Here is a 17282-nt window from a genome sequence, read left to right on the forward strand (position 1 = left end):
CAATAAATATTTCTCAGTTGCGTTTTGGAGGAAGTGCAGCAAATTGAATGATCGAAAAAAACAAGTAATGGAGGCAGCACAGCATCTTTTTGTTGAAAAAGGTTTTGTGGCGACATCCGTGCAAGATATTTTGGAAAAAAGCGGCATATCGAAAGGAACCTTTTATAATTATTTTCCGTCTAAAAAAGAGCTTTTATTGGGCATTTTTGAAAAAATTCATATGGAAACAGAAAAGCGGAGAATGGAAGTATTGGCAGGCAGGAAAAGAAATGATAAAAAGGGTTTTGTTGAACAAATTCGAGTCAAGATGGAAGTCGCCAAGGAAAATAATCTGTTCGCTTTATTTTACGGCGTCCTTGTTTCGGAGGATCGAGAACTCAAGAGAATGGTGCAGCAGCATTATTTTGATGAACTGTGCTGGTTGCAAAAACGTCTGATCGAAGTTTTGGGCGAACAAATAAAGGATTATTCATTGGATTTGGCTGTTTTATTGCATGGCATGGTGCAAAATATGATCCATTTTGCCGTGAATGCAGAAATAGAGATCGAAATCAGCGATATCATTTCTTACGCGATGAGAAGAATTGAGATGATTTCTTCCAACGTTGTTCAGGGCGACGATCAATTATTTGAGATTAGCCTTGTAAAAAGATTGGAACCGAAGTCGCAGCTGAAACGGAAACAAAAAAAGGAAATACTTATGAAAAAAATCGATTTACTCGAGCAAACCGCCAGCGACAGCCAAAAGGAATTGCTGTTATTTTTGAAAGAAGAATTGCAATCAGCCGTTCCGCGTCGGACTCTTATTCATGCAGTCGTGGCGCAAATCGATAAGAAAAAGGAACTTGAGAAATTCATCGATGATGTTTTGAAAGATTGACTTTGCTTCTTCATTATGAAAAATTATTACAGTATGAAAGAAAATACAGTCTTGCAGGACTGTTTTCTTTTTGTCATTCAAATTTCTGCAACTGGGATATAATAGAAAAAACGGTGTTGATCGGGGAGATTTTCAATGCTGGCACAAACAAAAGAAATCTTTGAAGCATGCTTATTGGCGGGAAAAATCATGCTTGAAAACGGGGCGGAAACATACCGTGTTGAGGATACGATGCTAAGGATGGCGAAAGCACTCGGAGTTGAACGGTCTCATTGTTTTGCCATGCCGACAGGGATCATTTTTTCGTTTGACGACATTGAGCAAACAAAGCTAGTTCGTGTTTCGGATCGTACGATTGATTTAAATAAAGTGGCTTTGGTCAACAGCATATCCAGACAAATTGCCAGCGGCGGGATTTCCGTCCGTGAAGCCGTCATCAAGCTGAAGCAAATTGACAAGTCAAAGCCTCTCTATCCAATTTGGCTGCAATTGCTGTCCGCATCGATAGCAAGCGGATGGTTTGTCATTATGTTCAGGGGAATGTGGACGGATTTTATACCGGCCATGTTGTCGGGAGGATTAGGATTTGCTTCTTTAGTCTATATTCATCGTTTTGTGAAAATTAGATTCTTTGCCGAATTTTTTTCTTCGTTGATTATAGGATTTACTGCTTTTTGGCAAGTCCGGCTTGGATTCGGGACAGATTTAGATAAAATTATTATCGGCTCCGTTATGCCACTTGTTCCTGGTTTGCAGATTACTAATGCAGTACGCGACTTGATGGCCGGACATTTAGTGGCGGGATTATCGAAAGGAGCAGAAGCTTTTCTTACCGCTTTTGCCATTGGGTCGGGAATTGCGGTCGTTATATCACTTTTGCTAAACTAGCCGACGGCTCTTAAAGAATATTTTTCCAAAACGGAATTGAGAGGAATGTTGAAATGCTGGCACAACTCGCAGCTAGTTTTATTTCTGCCATAGCTTTTGGAATGATTTTTAATGTACCAAAAAAAACATTGCTGCCATGCGGCATTGCGGGAGTCGTCGGATGGATTCCTTATTTATATTTAGTCTATTTACGGTTTGATCAAATTCTCGCTACATTTATCACATCGCTCCTTGTTGCCTTTTTAAGCCATTTTTTCTCCAAAACGTATAAAGCGCCGATCATAATATTTACGGTTCCGGGAATCATCCCGCTTGTCCCAGGGGGATTGGCTTACGATGCGATGCGCCACGTTGTGCAGCAACATTATTTTGCAGCCATCGAATATGCGGCCAAAGCTTTTATGATCTCTGGCGCTATTGCAATTGGATTGGTCTTTTCGGAAGTAGTAACTAAAATGATGGTAAAAATTCACAAAAGAATATCGCAACGGATGTAAGCCGCCTGAATCCGTTTCAACAACCTGATAGTATTTTTGGCGAATTTGCATAAACGGTGCCGGAACAAAAAAATGTTTCCGAGAATGGATGGTTTTTTTATTTGGACGGAAAGGGAAAATTTGATGCTCCTAGGCCTTATCTTTAGAAACAATGCTGGCTTCCGTTATGGATGGGTCGATCGATAAAGCAGCCTGCGCATTTTGGAAGCTCAATGATCGAAGCGGAAATTATTTGCCGCATGCGTCCATATTATGGCGGATGAAATGGCCCCTCCTTCAGGGTTTGGTGCTTGTTGCCATGTTGTTACAAAAAAAGAGCGTGAAGCGGAGAAAACATGTTATATGATGGGAGGGCATTTATTCCATAAGGCGCCATTTGCGGCCTCTGATCCGTTTCATCATTCACCCCCATTATTGTCGGTTCTGCAGTTGCCGGAGAGATCACCATGATTTCCAAATCAGTTTGCTGGCTCCGCATGGTGGTTCATTCATTAGGGGAAAAAATTTGCTCTGTTTTTCACTTGTAACAGTGATCATGGTTAGATTGTTGAAAAAGCCTGTAAATAAAAAAAATAACTTGCCTAGGTGATGAAAGTTGCTATATCAAGTGTTTGTCTATGGAACATTGCTTGTCGGCGAATCGAACCATCACGTCGCTTCACCTTATTTAATATCTGTCCGCAGCGGGCATGTGAAAGGATATTTATATGATGTCGGCGCTTATCCTGCCCTTGTCCTTGATGATGAGGGGAATGAAATCCCGGGTGAATGGTTTACGGTAACCGAAGAAGGGCTGAAGCAAATGGATTGGCTGGAGGATTATGAGGAAGGCAGAGCCGACAACGAGTATGAACGCGTGTTGGTGAAGGATTGCCGGCAGGATATGGAAGGATATGTTTACGTATATTCTTTAGAAAAAGCGAAGCATTTGCCTATCATTCCTTCTCAATCTTGGAGAAAACACCGGGGGAAAGAACACCACTTAAAGGATTGAATGAGGCGCTAAAAAAATCAAAGATCACAGAATTTATTTTCTGCGGTCTTTGATTCATTTTTGTTTTTGTCACAAATCCGCCCTTTTGATCGGGCGGATTTGTGATTTACACCGTTTCTTTTTGTAGTTGCTCATATTTTTCCACAATCAATTTTGCCAAAGGATCGTTTTCGTCAAGATGGCTGTATTGTTTTAAAGCCGATTGAACACCTTTTTCCCTGATCGTTTCCTGCAACTGAACGGCTTCTTGATCACCTTTAAAGTCATATAATAATGCTGCTGCAATGACCGTTGCGAGGTTTTCGGGCGTTTGGCCGATTTGCATTAATTTTTTGGCAGGAGCCACCAGACGGTCATTTTCACCTAGTTTGCGAATGGGAGCTCTTGCGACTCTTGTTACATCATCGGAAATTTGCTTGTTTTCAAATCTAGCAAAAATCTTGTCAATGTATTTTTGATGTTCTGATCGGTCAAAATGATGGGTTTTGGCTAAAAGGTCACCCGTTTCGGCTAAGGCTCCTTCTAAAATGGGACGGATAAACGGATCGGCCACCGCTTTGTCAATCGTTTCAATGTTTTTAAAGTATCCTAAATAGGCTGTTGCTGCATGGCCGGTATTAACGGTGAAAAGTTTCCGCTCAATGTATGGGTTCAGGTCGTCGACATAGGTGATCCCTTTAATATCTGGAATTTCGCCTTTAAAAATTGGTTTTTCCACCACCCATTCAAAAAACGGCTCGACGGATACTTTTAATGGATCTTCATGATGTTGCAGCGGAACAATACGGTCAACAGCTGCATTTGGAAAACCGACAAATTGCTCTAATTTTTTCTTTTCTTCGTCATTCAACCATTTGCAAACTTCTTCTTTTAAAAAACGGCTGCCGCCGATCATGTTTTCGCAGGCAATAATGTTCAACGGTTTGTCCGTTTGCTTGAATCGAAGCTTGATTCCTTCCGCAATGGTCGGAGCGATGAGTTTCAATACATTTGGGCCGACGGCTGTTGTAATTAAGTCAGCCTCGGTGATGAGTCGGACGGCTTTTTCCGCTTCTTTTCCGCTGTTAATTCCTTTTACGCCTGAAATTGTGATGATTTGTTTATCTTCACCGGCAAGTTCAATCGTGTAGCTTCCCCTTTTATTTAATTCATCGATTAACGCATCATTGACATCAAGGAAATACACTTCGTAGTCGGATTGTCTTAGAAGGGCGCCGATAAATCCTCTTCCGATGTTCCCGGCACCAAATTGCAATGCAATCATGCTACTCCACCTCGTTGAATAAGTTGATTAATTCTTCTGCGCTTGTTGCTTCGATGATGCGGTCGACATTTTCTTGCTCTGAACAGAGAATGGCGATTTTTGATAAGATCTCCAAGTGCTCATTATCTTTCCCGGCAATTCCAAACACCACTTTTGCGATATTTCCTTCGCCATATTCTACGCCTTCAGGAATTTGGATGATGGAAATTCCCGATGAAATCACTTCTCTTTTGCCGTCTTCTGTTCCATGGGGAATAGCAATATTGTTTCCCATATAGGTGGATGTAACTTCTTCTCTCTCAAGCATTTTTTCGATGTATTGTTCGTTAACGTAGCCATTTTCTACAAGCACCTTGCCGGCTAATCGAATTGCTTCCTCTTTGTTGGCAGCTTTTGCATTTAAAACGATATTCTCAGGGGTTAACACTTGTTTCATGTCGGTCACTCCTATCTAAAATTTTTCTTTCATAAAATGATGGAAAATGGAATTTAATTTGTTGTAGACCTCTTTTTCATTGCCTTGCTCAAACAATTCCAAACTTTCGTCGTTTTCGACAATGGAAGAACTTATCAGGCTGAGAATTTCAAGGCCGTAATGAGATAATTGTTCAGGAGCCAGAAGTAAAAGGATTCGCTTTACGGCCATTTTCTCTCCGTCCATCCCAAGGACGCTGTCCTCTTTGTCCAATTCGTAAATGCGGAATAAAGGGACAGAAACATTTCTATCTTTCAAATGAAATAAAGCGATTTTTGATTTAGGGATTCCTAATCCGCCTTTCTGTTCCCTTAACAGCAGTTTGGCTGCGATTTTGTTTTCGTCTGCTATCAGTTTTTCTTCTTTTAATTGATGGCAAATTTCCATAATATTTCGTTTATGGCTTTCTGACCCTTTCAGTTTGATGACTTGAAAATAGTGCAATACTTTTTTGACGGTATCCCCGAACTTATTAAACCGATTGATTAAGTTGATCAAATCGTCAGTTTCTTTGTTCGAGTTAACATCTTTGCTTTTCACAATAGCCGGAAGCCGTTCATTAATATAAGCTTTTACCTTTAAAATGTCGTTTTGATCCAACAGCGGATTGACGAAGATATATGGAATATGGTCATACGGAAGATCGACCGTCGAAATAATTATATCGTATTGGCTGATATCTAAATTTTTTAACTCAATCAGCGAAGAATTGCGGATCGTTTTTATTTCCGGAAATTCTTTCAGAAGCCTGCTCGCCAACATTTTCGATGAACCGATGCCGCTGGAACAAACGACCAGCGCTTTAAGCGGGATTTCTTTCATTTTTTGTTCCAATGCCGAGCCGAAATGCAAAACGAGGTAGCCGATGGCATCCTCAGAAAAATGTTGATCGACAAAAACTTTTTTTACCCCTTCTTTCACAATGTTAAAAAGCGACGGAAAAGTTGTTTTGATTTGGCTTAATAATGGATTGTACGTGTACATTTTTTCTTTCATTCGATTTAAGGCTGGGACAAGATGCGCCAATAACCCGTGATATAAGGAATGATCTTCTGTCAACGAATAGCCGGTTTTTTTTGAAACAAAATTGATGAGCGCTCGTACTTTTCTGGAAATGTCGACGTCTACATCGAATAATGGAAAATCTTTATCCGCCTTTCTTCTGGCACCAAGCAAAAGAATGGTGACGTAGGCGATTTCCGTTTCCGGAATCTTGATATGAAACACTTTTTCCAATTCCTGAACAATTATTGAGGCTGAAGCAAATTCTGGCGTTTCTTTTAATTCATTGTAAACATCTTGTTCATTTTCGATTGTTTCGCCTTTTTGGATTCTCTCGACGGCCAGCCATAAGTGGACGGCGAGAGCGATATAGGCGCTGTCTGCGATGGAAGTAAGGATGGTTTGCTGGAATTTTTCGAGCACGCATTCGACAATTTTGATTTTTTCTTCATCAAGAATGCCGAACAGTTTTGTTTTTTTGTCCAGATTTTGTTGATTCAATTGATTTTCGATGGTGTCGAGAAATCTTTTTTCGTCAATCTTTTCCAAAATCATATTGCCAAACATTGCTCTTTTTCCGTATTCCGATCCTGCCAGTTCTACCCCATATCCTCTTTTTCGAATCAATTTCAAATCAAAGTGACCAATCGAATGTTCAATCTGATCCAAATCGTTGCTGAGAGTTGCGGTCGTTACGTTTAACTTGTCCGCCAACGTAAACAGCTTTAGAGGCTCATTGGCCTCTAAAAGCGAACGGAAAATCAGCAGTTTTCTTTCCTCTTGGCTAAATTCCCTATATTCTTTTGACAGTAGATCGTTTAGTAATGCTTGTTTTTGCCGTTTGGATCCAGTTATCCGAATGCCTTTTCTCGGTTTGCGATCAAAGCCAAGCGCATAGTTTTTGAGAATGGCTTCCATATCTTTTAGTTCGCGGAGAATGGTTCTGGAACTCACATTAAATTGTTTGGCCATTTCTTTCGTTGTAATAAAACGATCTTCACGGAGCAATTTTTCCAGTATCTCTCGCTCTCTTGCCCGCAAGTACATAGGACTCACCACCTGTCCAATTCGCAAACGAGCGATTCTTTAATTTTATTGCTCTTTTAATTTTTCGACAAGTTCATCGTATTTCGGGCTGTTTAAGAAATTTTCAACAGATATATGCAGTGCTTGTGGAAGTTTTGCTTTTGCTCTTTCTGTTAAATCTTTATGGGTGATGACGATATCTGCATCATCCGGCAAATTGTTGATGGCAGTATTTGTTACTTCAATGTTTAATCCTGCTTTTTTGACTTTGTTTCGCAAAATAGATGCTCCCATTGCACTTGAACCCATTCCGGCATCACAGGCAAAAACAATTTTTTCGACATTGCCTAATTCATTTTCTTGCAATTTTGCACTTTCTCTTTCTTCTTGCACTTGATTTGTGATGATCGCCGCTGCTTTGCTTTCTTTGCCTTTTAATTGTTGCATTTTTTCTGTTGCCGCTGATAAGTCTCCATCACTGTCATTTTTCGACGTTTTTAAGATGATGCTGGAAACGAGAAATGAAATAACGGTTGCAACAAGAACCCCAGCCAACACGCCGATATAATGTCCCTTTGGAGTCATGGCCATTAGCGCAATGATGCTTCCCGGAGAAGGAACGGCCACAAGTCCGGCATCAAAAAGCAAAAATGTTAATACACCGCTAGCACCGCCGGCAATGACTGCTAAGATCAATAACGGTTTCATCAAAATATAAGGGAAGTAAATTTCGTGAATACCGCCTAAAAAATGGATGATGGCTGCACCAGGAGCGGATTGTTTTGAATTTCCTTTTCCAAACAACATGTACGCAAGTAATACCCCGAGGCCTGGACCCGGATTAGGTTCAAGCAAAAACAGAATCGATTTTCCTGTTTCCGCTGCTTGTTCAATTCCGAGCGGACTTAAAATGCCGTGATTGATGGCGTTGTTTAAAAACAGCACTTTTCCCGGTTCGACAAAAATGCTTGCGAGCGGAAGGAGGTTGGCGTCGACAATCAGTTCAACACCGCTTGCCAAAATGTTGCTTAAAGCTAAGACAACCGGGCCGATTCCTAAAAAAGCAATAATCGTTAAAATACCGCCGACAATTCCGGCTGAAAAATTGTTGACAAGCATCTCAAAACCGGATTTAATCTTGCCTTGGAACAACTTATCGACTTGTTTGATCACATACCCTCCAAGAGGACCCATGATCATAGCGCCTAAAAACATTGGAATATCCGATCCAATGATGACCCCCATCGTCGCGGTTGCACCTACAACCCCTCCGCGAAGATCATAAACGATGCGCCCTCCGGTAAAACCGATTAAAAGCGGCAGCAAATAAGTAATCATTGGATTAACAAGCTTTGCTAAAGCTTCATTTGGTATCCAACCAGTAGGTATAAATAATGCAGTTATGAGACCCCATGCAATAAATGCGCCAATATTGGGCATAATCATTCCGCTTAAATAACTGCCGAATCTTTGGATTTTCACTTTTACATTTGATTCCGCCATATTGTTACCCCTTTCATTTTATTTTAAAATAAACCTTAATTATCTTAAAACGCATTTGTTCCTAAACTCAATGAAAAGAAAAGATAAGTTTGTCACAATAGATGGTGACAAAAGTTTAATATTTGCGGTAATACGCGAAAGGATGGCAAAAGAGAAATTTTACGAAGCTTTATGCGAGTAAAATAATGAATGTGTCAAAATATTTGACAAATTTATTTTTTTATACAGATAATTCTGATATATTTTAAATATCGATATTGTGTGAAGTTATTTGTTATATTACAATGATGTTAAGAAACCGCTCACATTGCGCTGAATATTTACGGCAGCCCCTAAATACCTCCCGCAATGTCTGAACGGTTTTCAGGAGGTTCAATCGTGTTTCATCGCAGTACAGTTTATATTATTGGAGATTCAAAGACCGCCTCCAACAATCCGATTATGCAGCAGTTCAATGCTTTTTTCATTGCACTTGTCATCGATACAAATACGCATGAAATCATGGAAGCGGAATGTTCAGCAACCATTTCGTTAACGCAAAAATTTGTACGGTCTCTTTTTGTAGGAAAGAAAATGACCGAGCATGATGAAATTATGAATGAAATTGAAAACCGATATTTTGGCTCATCGCAAAAGGCATTAATGGTTGCTTTTAAAAATGCCTATATAAAATATCAACAAATCATTTGCAAGGAGTAGCTGCTTCGTTTGCTTTTCACAGATGAAATCCAGCTGCTTAGAGACAATGTCATCGTCCCTAAGCAGCTGGATTTTTTATATGTTCAATGAAAGGGGGGATTGAGCATTCAATTTTGTGATTTCATTTCAGATTCGTTTCACGGCATATGATTCATTATGAATTTTCTTTTTATTGAAAAAAGGAGGAATGCCCATGATCCAAGACGGCGTGTTTTACGTGAGTTTCCTGCTGGCATTTACGGCGATCATTGCTCTTGCAGAAAACAAAATCGGCGGTAAATTTTTTCAATATGTGCCGGGGATTGTCCTTATTTATATCGGCTGTGCATTTATGAAAACATTTGGTGTCTTTTCGTCCAGCGAATCTTTGGAAAATGTGTATGGAACGTTGCGGGAATTATTGTTGCCTGCACTGTTAATGCTTATGTTGATCCAATGTGATTTGCGAAAAATTATCAAGCTTGGGCCGAAAATATTGCTGACATTTTTTGCAGCCTCATTCAGTATCATTGCCGGATTTGCCATAACTTATGCGCTCTTGCAAAACTTTTATGCTGAAGATACATGGAAAGCATTTGCCGCTTTAAGCGCAAGCTGGACGGGCGGTTCAGCCAACATGGTCATTCTTCAAGGAATATTGGAAGTGCCTGAGAATATATTTGGGTACGCCCTCATAATGGATACGGTCAACTATTCATTTTGGGTTATGTTCATGTTTTGGCTTGTTCCGTTTGCTGACAAATTTAACAAATGGACAAAGGCAAATACAGCATATACGGATCAGATGGCTGCAAATGAAATCGCTGCCACAAGTGAACAGTCCAAAAATATTGGATTTGTCGAATTGCTGGGATTTTTAGCATTAAGTTTGTTTGTGTCGGTGGTTGCTGCGAAAATCGGCAATCGCTTGCCGGAACTTGGAGCTGCCGTGAATTCGACTACGTGGACGATTATGATTGCCTCCGCTGCAGGGTTGTTGTTGGCTATGACAAAGATATCTCAAGTCCCCGGATCAATGGAAATTTCCAAAGTAATGCTTTACATTGTTATCGCATTAATTGCGTCGCACGCCGACTTTTCGCAATTATTTCAGGCGCCGATATATATTGTCTCAGGATTTTTGATTTTACTTTTTCATGGATTGATCATGGTCGGGATAGCCAAAGCATTTAAGCTTGATTTATTTTCAATGGGTGTGGCTTCTTTGGCCAATGTCGGCGGAATTGCTTCTGCGCCGATATTAGCGGGCGCTTTTAATCGTCAGCTCATACCAGTCGGCATTTTAATGGCAATTTTAGGGAACTTGTTAGGAACTTATTTCGGCATTTTAACCTCTTATATTTTGTCAGCATTATAAAGAAAGGATGACAACATGAAAATCCAGTCAATAGCGATACAGACGACAGTGATTCCTCTGAAAAAACCGTTTAAAACTGCTTTAAGAACGGCGACGGAAATTGAGAACATCCTTGTGAAGGTTACTCTCGAAAATGGCTTAGCAGGGCTGGGAGGAGCATCTCCAACTTTAGCCATTACAGGAGATTCTAAGGAAGGAATAGTAGGAGTGATCAAAAATATTTTGGCTCCGCAGCTGATTGGCCAAGATATAAGGCGGATAAACAGTCTTTCACGGCTTATCCAGTCAAGTTGTGCAAGGAATTCGAGCGCAAAGGCTGCCATGGAAATTGCTCTTTATGATGCCTTTTGTAAATTGATTCATATTCCTCTTTATTTATATTTAGGAGGGAAATCAAATGAATTGAAAAATGATATGACGGTTAGTGTCGGCAGTACAACAGAAATGGTTGAGGAAGCAAGAGAAATTGTCAAAAATGGGTTTCATACATTAAAAATTAAAGCAGGGAAGGATTGGACCCATGATTTTGAGCGTATTTGCGCAATTTACGAATCTGTCGGTCCGCAAATTAGGATAAGAATTGATGCCAACCAAGGCTGGAGCCCTAAACAAGCAATTGAAATTATTCGGCGCTTGGAAAAGGAAAACATACAAATCGAAGCAGTCGAACAACCAGTAAAAGCCCATGATATAGAGGGATTAAAATTAGTGAAAAATTCGGTTAACACCCCAATCATGGCTGATGAAAGTGTTTTTTCTCCAGCAGATGCATTAAAACTGATTTATGAAAAAGCAGTTGATTTTCTTAATATTAAACTAATGAAAACAGGAGGGATTCGCAGAGCGGCGCAAATTGCAGACATAGCCGAAGCCGCCGGAATCGAATGTATGATCGGAAGTATGATGGAATCGCCTGTTAGTTTAGCGGCGGCAGCGCATCTTGCAGCAGCACACCCAAATATTACAAAAATGGATCTGGATGCGCCGTTATGGCTGGAAGAACATGAATTTGCCGGAATTCAATACGATCGTGAATTTGTTAAATTATCTGATCTGCCGGGTTTAGGCATTATCGAAAAACAACTAAATAAATAAAGGGGATGAACGGATGAATGTAAAGAAATGGGCAAGCGGCTTGTTGACTTTGTTAGTCCTTTTCAGTTTTTCGCTGCCTTTAGCGGAAGCAAAAACAGAGGAAAATAATACGGCTTTTATTGATGTAGCGGTGGCTACACAATGGGCAGAACCAAATATTTTAAGAGAGATAGATGTTCCATCAGCGTCGAATCCGGTTGATATGCGGAAGTGGACGGAAAATTTAACGTATGAAGACAAACTTTGGCTAGTCGGAAAGCTTGAAACACAAGCTCTTTACGGCTCGAAGGTAACGATTTTAGAAGAGAAAGGCAACTGGGTAAAAGTGGCTGTCCAAGGGCAGCCGACACCACGGAATCCGCTAGGTTATCCGGGATGGATTCCGAAGAAGCAAATTGTCCAAAACAAAACATTTGCTAAAATGCAAAAAAAACCGTTTGCCTTAATAACTGCTCCGACCGCTTGGCTTTATGAAGATAAAAAACGAAAGAAAAAATTTATGGAAATCAGTTTTAACACCCGTTTGCCAGTTATAAAAGAAACAAAAAATGCATTGCTTGTTTTGACACCAAGTGACGGGGCGAAATGGCTTGACCAAAAGGCTGCCAGCATTTATAAAAGTGAAAAGGATATCCCAACGCCAACAGGTCAAGATCTTTATAAAACGGCAAAACAGTTTTTAGGTTTGCCATACCTTTGGGCGGGAATGTCGGGATTCGGCTTTGATTGCTCCGGCTTTACCCACTCTATTTATAAAGCCCACGGAATAACGATTCCCCGTGATTCATCTGTCCAAGCAACACACGGGCTTCCTGTTGAAAGAGAAAATTTATCAGTTGGGGATCTTGTATTTTTTGCCTATAATGAAGGGAAAGGAAGAGTTCATCATGTCGGGATGTACATTGGGGATGGAAAAATGATTCATTCTCCAAACAGTTCGACCCATGTAAGAATAGACGACATTGAAACGTCCGGATATGGTCATGAATATGCGGGTGCGAGGAGATATTTAGACTAAAATAAATATCCAAATATATCGCCTTAGGGAAATTCTTAAGGCTTTTTTATTATTTCCTTTTCCGTATTCCTTTAGAGTGGGTATTTCGTCAATCCCGACATCTTCGGGGGAATTATGCATGTTCTTCTTAGACATTGCTTTTCCTCTTTGTATTTCTGTTGCATATCTAATCAATCATAAGCTCTTTTAGCAGCTTGTTTTATTTGGCAACCAACTCTTTTAAGGTTTTTATGCCATCGTTATGACGATTAGATTCCGTATTTTCACCATAACGATTGTTGACAACAAGCCATTACTGCTTCCGCGCTTGTTTTGATCGTCATATTGCTGCTTTGTTTTTATCTCCATGAACCCCTTTTAGGACGATAACGTCGTTTTGAAAATATCCCTTGTGGTTGACGCGGAACAAGCACCCCGCATCTTGAAGGATGAGATCATACTTTCTTAAAGCGGATTCCTTTTTACCCGGCAACGTACACACATCACTTGTGGCCCTATTAATATATTTTCTTCTTTATGTCAGCGTGTGCATGATTAGGTTAGTTGTCCTCGGCCAATCGGGGGAGTTTTTCTTTTTGTCAAAAGACTGATTTTGCTTTTAAAGTGAAATTGACAATTTTTTTGAATGGGAAGATATCCTTTTCTCAACTGATTTGTTGGTGAATATTGATAGCAGATGTCAGAAGAATGGGACGAAAAAAGAGACTCGCATGACGCTGCAGGAATTTGCAAAACACGAAGGTGTGTTGCCTTGTTGTCTGCGACGTCCGAATGTAAAAGAATCTAGAGAAAAAAAATTAATACACAGTCAAACGGGGTTATGCAAAATTCTTATCCTCCAACTGGTTTTTTCTGTTATAATGATGTTGTTGCGTTTGGTGTAATGCTTGGATTAAAAGAAACCGGTTTGATGCCTAGCCGTGATGCCGCAGTAGTTGGTTTTGACAATATTCCGGAAATCGGTATTTAGTCCTTCTTTAACGACCGTTTCCGCTTTTCCTGATCGGATCGGGGCAATGCGTCTGACCTTTTGCATAAGCGGATGAAAGGCGAGGCGGGACAGGCGAAAAAACTTATTTTGCAGCCTGAGCTTGTTGTACGCGAGTCAAACTCTTAAAGGTTATGATAATTACGTTTCAGGGAAGTGGATTGCAAATGAAAGAGAAAACGGAAATTCCTCTTCGCGAAAAGAATATTATTTTAATTGGTTTTATGGGAGTAGGGAAAACAACTATCGGCCGTCTTGTCGGCAAAAAACTGTACCGGGATTTCATTGATGTGGATGAGGAAATTGAGAAAAAGTATAGTATGGCGATTCCGGCTATTTTTCAACAATTTGGCGAAGAATATTTTCGGAAAGTTGAGAAAGAAATGATTATTGATCTGCTGGAAAATACTCGGCTAAAAATTGTTTCCCTTGGCGGAGGGGCATATTTGGATGAGGAAGTCCGCGATGCCTGTTTATCCAGCGGCCTTGTGTTTTTGCTCGATTTGTCATGGGATTCTTGGAAAGACAGAATACCTCTTCTTATCGAGAACCGTCCTCTTTTGCAAAAAAAATCGTTGGAAGAAATTGAAGCATTATTTTTGAAACGACGAGATGCGTATTCTCTTCATCACTCTAAAATTTCAACGAACAACCTTGATCCTGAAGCAGTTGCGGATGAAATCGTCAATTCCGTAAAATTGTCTTGGAGCCTTTATGAGCCGAATAAGTAATGAATCCCAATATTCAGGCGGGGATTCCATGGTTGTTTCCAGTTATTGATGAAAGGGTTTCGTTGCGATGAGCGTTCATCCACAATTATCGGCATATTTATTGTTGGCAGATGCAGTCATTATAACCGACCGTCATCATATCATTTTGGACGTTAATGAAACGTATGAAAAAGTAACGGGATATCAAAAACATGAAATGATTGGAAAAAAGGCCGGAGAAATTAAATCGAATTTAACGCCGAAATCGACATATGTTTCGATGTCCAAATCTTTAATGGAAAGAAAGCCATGGTCGGGCGTCTTTATTAATAGAAAAAAATCCGGGGAATTGTGGCATTCTTCAATCACAATTACGCCCATCCTTATTGAAGACGAAGTGTATTATGTAGGGGTTTTTCGTGAATTGGAGCAGCTTGACAGCGGTACGTTCATTCCACAGGAACAATTAGAGAAAACGAAAAAATCGATTCTTGAAGTGCTGGCGATTTCCTGCGAAATACAGGATCCAAGCATTGAAGATCATTTAGTCAATGTCAGGCAGCTTACGGAAAAATTGATTTATACATACAATGATTATTATCAGCTTCAACTTTCTGAGGATTATATGAAAAATGTCATCTATTCGAGCATACTGCATGATATTGGAAAAGCCGGCATTCCTGAGGGTATTTTATATAAACCGGGCCCGCTCACATCGTATGAAAGACTCATCATGGAAACTCATCCGCTAATCGGATATGACATTTTGCAAAAAATTACAAGCAAACTGCAAGACAATTTTTTAAAAGAAAGCTATAAAGTTGCCGAAAACATTATCCTGTACCATCACGAAAAATGGGATGGCACGGGATATCCGAAAAAATTGAAGGGCAAAGAGATTCCGCTCGAAGCACGAATTGTAACCGTTGTTGATGTGTTTGAAGCTTTGAACAGCGCTCGGCCTTATAAAGTCGCTTGGCCTCTTGATCAAGCGCTGGATTTTTTAACAGAACGTAAAAGTGTCCATTTTGATCCCGATATTGTCGATGCTTTTGTATCTATGTACAAATAGCCTATTATTCCTCCTAAGCTCCATTCATTTGGCTAATCACTTTGGTAAACTTTCTTATCAGGTAAAATGAGGAAGTTCCCAATCGTGATTAGCTTTTATTTATTTCCTTCATGGTTTTCAACTTTTTAATGGATTTCCTCCACAAGCCTTAAAAAGGTCAAGTCCCAATTATTGTGCAAAATCTTACTCCTAGCACAGCGAACCCAGACTTCGGTGATTGATACCGCTCTCTCAGGACTTAACCCTTAAAAGAACTATCACAAAAAGCTTAAACATAATTCCTTAGTTTAACCGCAAGGGATTTGACATATAAGACAGGAATGTACAGGCAATAATAAGGATATATCCCTATATCATCAATGCGAGGACGTGAATGTAGATGGAATTTTTTCATGGCCAAGAATCGCTGGCTGCCATTCAATGGGGATTAAGGGCAATTGTTTCCTTTTTCTTTTTGCTCTTTGCGGTGAAAGTCATGGGGCAGCGGTCTATTTCTCAGCTAAGACTGCTTGATTTTATAATGGCTTTATTACTTGGGAACATTATTTCCCATCCGTTGTCCGACGAGCAATTAGACCTGAAGGGATCAATGATCACAATAACTGTATTGGTTGTTTTGTATACTGCTTGTGTATTTTTAAGTCTAAAATGGGGAAAATTTAGAAGCTGGCTTGAGCCTTCCCCCTTTCTCATAATAAAAAATGGAAAAATCATTTATAAAAGTTTGGCCAAAGCAAGAATATCCATCGATTTTTTATTATCGCAGTTAAGAAAAGAAAAAATTACAGATATCCCGAAGGTTTCTCTTGCCCTAATGGGAACCGGATGGCACCATTTCGTTTTTTTTAAATCCTCAGCATCAAGCACTGACACCGGCGGATATGAAATTGTTGGCAAAACCATTTTCATTTCCCCGAACGATTATAAAAGAAGGAAAGATTGATTTCGGCGAATTGGCTCAAATCGGCAAAAATGAAATGTGGCTGAAAAACATAATCAAAATCACATATAATGTGGACGTAAACGACATTTTGTTAGCGACGATTGATGATCACGATAACATCAACATCTTTTTGTACAACTAAACTGGAATAAAGCTCCTTTCATGCAAACTCCCTCTCATCCGGCATCTGGAGTAATGCGGCCTAAATCGTTTTTTACATAATGGTAAATAATATAAGGAAAAAAGCCTGGATTTGAAAAAATGATTAAGTTGGAAAACCTAACGGATGAATGAACATACTGTACCGGAAGCTGCCATCTAGGGATCACATATTATCGGTTCAATATCATGACGTTTTTTTCGGGCAAAAAAAGCGGCAACTTCGTTACGAAGTTGCCGGTCTCTTAGATTTGTTAATAAGGGAACGGGAATGAAAACCGGCGAATTCTAAAAAACGGAAATCGGAATCTTCTAAATCTGCGAAAACGAAACGGAATACGGTGCCCGTAGCCATAACCGGGGCCATAGCCGCCATAAGGATAACCGTAGCCGCCGTAACCATACTGTCTATCCTCTTCTATATTTTCCTCGCGTTGGTCGCCAATCGGCATTAATACATAGGCATGATCGTTATCGGCTTTTTCGATAATGCCGTCGTACATTTTTCCATCGTCCATTTCCATCATGACATAATAATGCTTATATTTTTTGCAGAAGTCATGCATATGGTGACCGTGGTAATCCCGATAATGCATATGTTCTTCATAAGGCATTGCATATGGAATTTCTTGGTTTTGATTGAAGTCCGTGTTATGCTGATGCATGATATTTTCCCCTTTCCTAAAATTCGATTATATAATATTCACCATTT

The 17282-nt window shown here is 39.9% G+C and carries 17 protein-coding genes and 1 pseudogene; 12 read left to right on the plus strand and 6 right to left on the minus strand.

Annotated elements, in window-relative coordinates; genetic code table 11:
• The first annotated feature begins 43 nt into the window (after positions 1-43).
• The 3 genes from AC0KTX_RS08455 to AC0KTX_RS08465 all read left to right on the plus strand — a co-directional run bounded on the left by AC0KTX_RS08455 (position 44) and on the right by AC0KTX_RS08465 (position 2265).
• Positions 44-880 carry a TetR/AcrR family transcriptional regulator gene (locus AC0KTX_RS08455; protein WP_474251782.1) on the plus strand — a complete coding sequence of 279 codons (837 nt, stop codon included), beginning with the start codon at positions 44-46 and terminating at the stop codon, positions 878-880.
• A gap of 135 nt (positions 881-1015) precedes the next feature.
• Positions 1016-1768 (plus strand): threonine/serine exporter family protein, encoded by a 753-nt coding sequence (locus tag AC0KTX_RS08460; RefSeq protein ID WP_474251783.1) that lies wholly within the window; start codon positions 1016-1018, stop codon positions 1766-1768.
• Between the two features lie 53 nt (positions 1769-1821).
• Entirely contained in the window at positions 1822-2265 is a 444-nt protein-coding gene (locus AC0KTX_RS08465) for a threonine/serine exporter family protein (RefSeq protein WP_474251784.1), read from the plus strand.
• 304 nt (positions 2266-2569) lie between these two features.
• Here AC0KTX_RS08465 and AC0KTX_RS08470 read toward each other — a convergent pair whose 3' ends face one another.
• Positions 2570-2743, minus strand: coding sequence for a hypothetical protein (locus AC0KTX_RS08470; RefSeq protein WP_474251785.1), 174 nt, complete (start codon positions 2741-2743; stop codon positions 2570-2572).
• A 117-nt stretch (positions 2744-2860) separates the two neighbouring features.
• Here AC0KTX_RS08470 and AC0KTX_RS08475 point away from each other — a divergent pair, with 117 nt between their 5' ends.
• Positions 2861-3259, plus strand: coding sequence for a gamma-glutamylcyclotransferase family protein (locus AC0KTX_RS08475; protein WP_474251786.1), 399 nt, complete (start codon positions 2861-2863; stop codon positions 3257-3259).
• 106 nt (positions 3260-3365) lie between these two features.
• Here AC0KTX_RS08475 and AC0KTX_RS08480 read toward each other — a convergent pair whose 3' ends face one another.
• From AC0KTX_RS08480 to AC0KTX_RS08495, 4 genes are read right to left on the minus strand one after another with little or no spacing between them, the layout of a single operon-like run.
• Complete coding sequence (locus tag AC0KTX_RS08480; RefSeq protein ID WP_474251787.1) at positions 3366-4523, minus strand: mannitol-1-phosphate 5-dehydrogenase; 1158 nt, start codon at positions 4521-4523, stop codon at positions 3366-3368.
• A gap of 1 nt (position 4524) precedes the next feature.
• Complete coding sequence (locus AC0KTX_RS08485) at positions 4525-4959, minus strand: PTS mannitol transporter subunit IIA (protein WP_474251788.1); 435 nt, start codon at positions 4957-4959, stop codon at positions 4525-4527.
• Positions 4960-4974: 15 nt separating this feature from the next.
• Complete coding sequence (locus AC0KTX_RS08490) at positions 4975-7047, minus strand: BglG family transcription antiterminator (protein WP_474251789.1); 2073 nt, start codon at positions 7045-7047, stop codon at positions 4975-4977.
• Between the two features lie 45 nt (positions 7048-7092).
• A complete protein-coding gene (locus AC0KTX_RS08495) occupies positions 7093-8529 on the minus strand; it encodes a PTS mannitol transporter subunit IIBC (protein ID WP_474251790.1) in 1437 nt (478 codons plus the stop codon).
• A gap of 378 nt (positions 8530-8907) precedes the next feature.
• Between AC0KTX_RS08495 and AC0KTX_RS08500 the strand changes: the two genes are divergently transcribed.
• The 8 genes and pseudogenes from AC0KTX_RS08500 to AC0KTX_RS08535 all read left to right on the plus strand — a co-directional run bounded on the left by AC0KTX_RS08500 (position 8908) and on the right by AC0KTX_RS08535 (position 16553).
• Positions 8908-9228, plus strand: coding sequence for a DUF3870 domain-containing protein (locus AC0KTX_RS08500; protein ID WP_474251791.1), 321 nt, complete (start codon positions 8908-8910; stop codon positions 9226-9228).
• 193 nt (positions 9229-9421) lie between these two features.
• Positions 9422-10585 carry a DUF819 family protein gene (locus AC0KTX_RS08505; RefSeq protein WP_474251792.1) on the plus strand — a complete coding sequence of 388 codons (1164 nt, stop codon included), beginning with the start codon at positions 9422-9424 and terminating at the stop codon, positions 10583-10585.
• A gap of 15 nt (positions 10586-10600) precedes the next feature.
• Positions 10601-11680 carry a dipeptide epimerase gene (locus AC0KTX_RS08510; RefSeq protein ID WP_474251793.1) on the plus strand — a complete coding sequence of 360 codons (1080 nt, stop codon included), beginning with the start codon at positions 10601-10603 and terminating at the stop codon, positions 11678-11680.
• Positions 11681-11693: 13 nt separating this feature from the next.
• On the plus strand, positions 11694-12698 hold the full coding sequence (locus tag AC0KTX_RS08515; RefSeq protein ID WP_474251794.1) for a C40 family peptidase: 1005 nt from the start codon (positions 11694-11696) through the stop codon (positions 12696-12698).
• Between the two features lie 820 nt (positions 12699-13518).
• Positions 13519-13668 carry a substrate-binding domain-containing protein gene (locus AC0KTX_RS08520; RefSeq protein WP_474251795.1) on the plus strand — a complete coding sequence of 50 codons (150 nt, stop codon included), beginning with the start codon at positions 13519-13521 and terminating at the stop codon, positions 13666-13668.
• 185 nt (positions 13669-13853) lie between these two features.
• Positions 13854-14417 carry a shikimate kinase gene (locus AC0KTX_RS08525; RefSeq protein WP_474251796.1) on the plus strand — a complete coding sequence of 188 codons (564 nt, stop codon included), beginning with the start codon at positions 13854-13856 and terminating at the stop codon, positions 14415-14417.
• A gap of 67 nt (positions 14418-14484) precedes the next feature.
• Positions 14485-15468: an HD-GYP domain-containing protein gene (locus AC0KTX_RS08530; protein ID WP_474251797.1), complete on the plus strand. Its 984-nt coding sequence runs from the start codon at positions 14485-14487 to the stop codon at positions 15466-15468.
• Positions 15469-15847: 379 nt separating this feature from the next.
• Positions 15848-16553, plus strand: a pseudogene (locus AC0KTX_RS08535) (DUF421 domain-containing protein).
• Positions 16554-16824: 271 nt separating this feature from the next.
• Here the strand turns inward: AC0KTX_RS08535 and AC0KTX_RS08540 are convergent.
• A complete protein-coding gene (locus AC0KTX_RS08540; RefSeq protein ID WP_474251798.1) occupies positions 16825-17235 on the minus strand; it encodes a hypothetical protein in 411 nt (136 codons plus the stop codon).
• Positions 17236-17282 lie beyond the last annotated feature (47 nt).

It is taken from the genome of Aeribacillus sp. JST-2 (assembly GCF_056032925.1).

Excerpts from the sequence above, each read along its gene's own strand:
- AC0KTX_RS08460 (WP_474251783.1), top strand. The coding sequence starts at position 1,016 with ATGCTGGCACAAACAAAAGAAATCTTTGAAGCATGCTTATTGGCGGGA.
- AC0KTX_RS08465 (WP_474251784.1), top strand. The coding sequence starts at position 1,822 with ATGCTGGCACAACTCGCAGCTAGTTTTATTTCTGCCATAGCTTTTGGA.
- AC0KTX_RS08470 (WP_474251785.1), bottom strand. The coding sequence starts at position 2,743 with ATGCGGAGCCAGCAAACTGATTTGGAAATCATGGTGATCTCTCCGGCA.
- AC0KTX_RS08480 (WP_474251787.1), bottom strand. The coding sequence starts at position 4,523 with ATGATTGCATTGCAATTTGGTGCCGGGAACATCGGAAGAGGATTTATC.
- AC0KTX_RS08485 (WP_474251788.1), bottom strand. The coding sequence starts at position 4,959 with ATGAAACAAGTGTTAACCCCTGAGAATATCGTTTTAAATGCAAAAGCT.
- AC0KTX_RS08490 (WP_474251789.1), bottom strand. The coding sequence starts at position 7,047 with ATGTACTTGCGGGCAAGAGAGCGAGAGATACTGGAAAAATTGCTCCGT.
- AC0KTX_RS08495 (WP_474251790.1), bottom strand. The coding sequence starts at position 8,529 with ATGGCGGAATCAAATGTAAAAGTGAAAATCCAAAGATTCGGCAGTTAT.
- AC0KTX_RS08505 (WP_474251792.1), top strand. The coding sequence starts at position 9,422 with ATGATCCAAGACGGCGTGTTTTACGTGAGTTTCCTGCTGGCATTTACG.
- AC0KTX_RS08510 (WP_474251793.1), top strand. The coding sequence starts at position 10,601 with ATGAAAATCCAGTCAATAGCGATACAGACGACAGTGATTCCTCTGAAA.
- AC0KTX_RS08515 (WP_474251794.1), top strand. The coding sequence starts at position 11,694 with ATGAATGTAAAGAAATGGGCAAGCGGCTTGTTGACTTTGTTAGTCCTT.
- AC0KTX_RS08520 (WP_474251795.1), top strand. The coding sequence starts at position 13,519 with ATGCAAAATTCTTATCCTCCAACTGGTTTTTTCTGTTATAATGATGTT.
- AC0KTX_RS08525 (WP_474251796.1), top strand. The coding sequence starts at position 13,854 with ATGAAAGAGAAAACGGAAATTCCTCTTCGCGAAAAGAATATTATTTTA.
- AC0KTX_RS08530 (WP_474251797.1), top strand. The coding sequence starts at position 14,485 with ATGAGCGTTCATCCACAATTATCGGCATATTTATTGTTGGCAGATGCA.
- AC0KTX_RS08540 (WP_474251798.1), bottom strand. The coding sequence starts at position 17,235 with ATGCATCAGCATAACACGGACTTCAATCAAAACCAAGAAATTCCATAT.